The 3,237-nt window shown below is 60.1% G+C and carries 3 protein-coding genes; all 3 read right to left on the bottom strand.

Annotation, left to right across the window (positions count from 1 at the left end; genetic code table 11):
* Positions 1-1,283: aldehyde dehydrogenase family protein (locus tag HKN37_01500; GenBank protein NNE45313.1), on the bottom strand; the 1,283-nt coding region annotated here is incomplete at its 3' end.
* A gap of 31 nt (positions 1,284-1,314) precedes the next feature.
* The gene (locus tag HKN37_01495) at positions 1,315-2,340 is read right to left on the bottom strand and encodes an isoaspartyl peptidase/L-asparaginase (protein NNE45312.1); all 1,026 of its coding nucleotides are present in this window, start codon (positions 2,338-2,340) and stop codon (positions 1,315-1,317) included.
* Positions 2,341-2,407: 67 nt separating this feature from the next.
* Positions 2,408-3,175 (bottom strand): 3-hydroxyacyl-CoA dehydrogenase, encoded by a 768-nt coding sequence (locus HKN37_01490; protein NNE45311.1) that lies wholly within the window; start codon positions 3,173-3,175, stop codon positions 2,408-2,410.
* Positions 3,176-3,237 lie beyond the last annotated feature (62 nt).

The following is a 3,237-nucleotide window of genomic DNA, read 5'->3' as shown; positions in this document are numbered from 1 at the left end:
TATCCGTGACTCCGTCCGATGCCCGAATTCTGCATGCCCCCGAAGGGCAATTCCGGATTTCCGAAATGGATCGCCACGTCGTTGATGACGATCCCACCGGATCGCGTATTCTCGATCCAGAATTCCGCCACGGCGGGGTCGGCTGCGAACACATAGAGCGACAGCGGAATGGGCATTGCACGTAGCCGCTCGACCACGGCGTCGCGAGACGTGTACTTGAGAACCGGAAGCACTGGTCCGAAGATCTCTTCCGTCATGATTCTCGAATCCCACTTGACATCGGTGAGAACCGTGGGCGGGATATACCTCTCGGCAGAATTGCCGCTGCCGCCAACCACGCAGTCGGCGCCATCTTCAACGGCATCGACAATGAGGTCGGATATCCGTTCGGAATGTCGCTTTGTCACGATCCTCGCATAGCCTTCTGTCTGTAGCTGATCTCCGTCGTGCAGCCGTTTTTCCGCATCCAGAAGGGCAGCGACAAAGTCGTCGTGAATCGCCTCCGATACCAGCGCGAAGTCGGGTGCGACGCATGTCTGCCCGGCGTTGGCGTACTTCGCCCACATGATGGCCAGAGCGGCCGACTCGAGGTCAGCCGAATCGTCGACGATTGCGGGCGACTTGCCACCCAGTTCGAGCGTAACCGAACTGAGGTTGCGTGCGGCGGCCTCCATGACCATGCTGCCCACGGCCGGGCTGCCGGTGAAGAACACATGGTTGAATGGCAGGTCAAGCAGGGCCGCGGCTACGTGTCGATCACCGTTGAAGACAGTCACCTCTGCCTGCGAGAACGTGTCTGCGATCATCTCTGCCACCAGTCGCGACGTGTGCGGCGTGTGCTCCGACGGCTTGAGAATGGCGCAGTTGCCGGCCGCGATGGCTGAGACAAGGGGCCCGAGGGTCAACATCCACGGATAGTTCCATGGCGAGATGAGCAAGACGACACCTTTCGGTTCATAGTGCACCTCGGAAGCGGTACCTACCAGCGGCAGTGATGTGGGCACCTTGAGCGGTCGCATCCATTTTGCGACATTCCGCTGGGCGTGTCGGATTTCCAGGAGAAGCGGAATAATCTCCGTCAGATCGACTTCCTCAGGTGGCTTCCGGAAATCCGCGAAGATGGCCTCCCGGATCGATTCCCTCCGCACCAGAATCGCTTCGCGCAGCAGCCCCAGTTTTGAAATGCGCTCCGCTGCTCCCGTGCGCGCTACGCGATACTGATTCGCCTGCTGACGCTCGAACGTAGACAGCAGTTCAGCCTCTTCAACATCTGTCGAACTCACCGTCGATTCCTCCACCTGTCACACCCGCACGTTAGTCGTTGTAGATCGAGATCGAGAGGGCACCGTTCACGTCAATGAAACCGCGGTACATCCCTGCCGTGTTGAACGGCATCGCAATGTTGCCGTCCCGGTCCATACTGATCACGCCTCCGGTGCCGCCCATCTCGGTGAGCCGACCGTGGATCACGGCGTTTGCGCTCTCAACGAGTGTCAGCCCGGTGTATCGCATGATGGCGCAGACGTCGTGCGCGAGTGTGCCCCGGATGAAATACTCGCCATGCCCGGTCGCGGATACGGCACACGACTCGTTGTCTGCGTAGGTACCCGCGCCGATGATCGGTGAGTCGCCAACGCGACCGAATCGCTTGTTGGTCATGCCCCCGGTCGACGTTCCTGCGGCAAGGTCTCCATCCATGTCGAGAGCAACGACGCCTACCGTGCCGAATTTCTCGTCAAGCCCCTCGACAGGATCCTCGGATCCGATGACCGCTCCGACCTCGCCTGCGCCCTCGCGCTCCTGGGCGCGCTTCAGCTGAAGCAACCGGCGCTCTGTGTGGAAGTGCGAGTTGTCAACCAGTTCAAGACCATGCGTTTGTGCATACTGTTCGGCTCCTTCGCCGACCATCATGACGTGAACTGACTGATCCATGATCACGCGGGCCAGCTCGATAGGACTCTTGACCGTGCTCACAGCGGCCACTGCACCGGCTCGCAGATCGTGGCCGTCCATGATGGAGGCATCCAGCTCCACCGTGCCCTTGTTCGTGAATACGGCTCCGACGCCCGCGTTAAACAGCGGCGACTCTTCCATGGTCTGAATCGCCGTTACCACGGCGTCTACACTCGAACCGCCTGCAGTCAGTATCGCGTGTCCCGTTCGAAGCGCGTGCTCAAGTGCGGTGCGGTACGCTTCCTCTCTTTCAGCCGACATGTTTTCGCGAAGAATCGTGCCGGCGCCTCCATGTACGACGATCGCGACCTTACCGCTTGCTGCTTGATCCTGGGCGCTCGCGTTCGTCATGACAAGGATCCCGAATGCAATAAGGGCAACCGCCATCCGGTAGCCGTGACGGGCAAGGAAGGACATGTTGTTTCGGTTAGATACAATGAAACGGTGGCGGCGTCTACTTCGGTGCCATTCGGATTGCGCCATCAAGCCGGATGACCTCTCCGTTCAGCATGACGTTCTCGATGATATGTCCGGCGAGTGCCGCGTACTCGGACGGCCGACCAAGCCGCGACGGGAACGGGACCTGCTCGCCGAGTGAGGCACGCACCTCGTCTGTCATGCCGGCTACCATCGGGGTTTCAAAGATGCCGGGCGCAATTGTCATCACCCGAATGCCGGCTCGAGAGAGATCTCGGGCGATCGGAAGCGTCATGCCGACCACACCTCCCTTCGATGCGGAATAGGCGGCCTGTCCGATCTGCCCGTCGAACGCCGCTACGGACGCCGTATTGATGATCACGCCGCGTTCGCCTTCGTCGGTCGGTGTGTTTTCCTGAAGCCGTGCCGCCACGAGTCGAATGACGTTGAAGGTGCCAACCAGGTTGACGGTAATGGTCCGGCTGAAGGACTCCAGGTCGTGAGGCCCTTTCCTGCCGATGGTTCGCCTCCCGATCAGGATGCCGGCACAATTCACTGCTCCATGCAGTCCGCCGAAGGCATCATCGGCCTTTGCAACGGCTGCCAGCACGCTCTCCTCGGAAGTGACGTCGGTCTCGATAAAAACAGCTTTCTTACCGAGTGACGCGGCCTTCTGCCGGCCTTCGTCCACCTTGACGTCGGCGAGGACGACGTTGCCGCCGTGACTGACGATCATGTCGGCCGTCGCGGCGCCAAGTCCCGAGCTTCCGCCCGTCACGAGGAAGGTCTTCTCTGAAATCTGCATATCTATTCTCCGGTCGTATTCTGCACGGGGTCGTTGAGTTTTCGATGTGAAGTTAGTAATCG

Source organism: Rhodothermales bacterium (genome assembly GCA_013002345.1).
Classification (GTDB): domain Bacteria; phylum Bacteroidota; class Rhodothermia; order Rhodothermales; family JABDKH01; genus JABDKH01.
The sequence above is the reverse complement of the archived record's forward strand: the minus strand, read 5'-3'. Positions and strand labels throughout refer to the sequence as shown.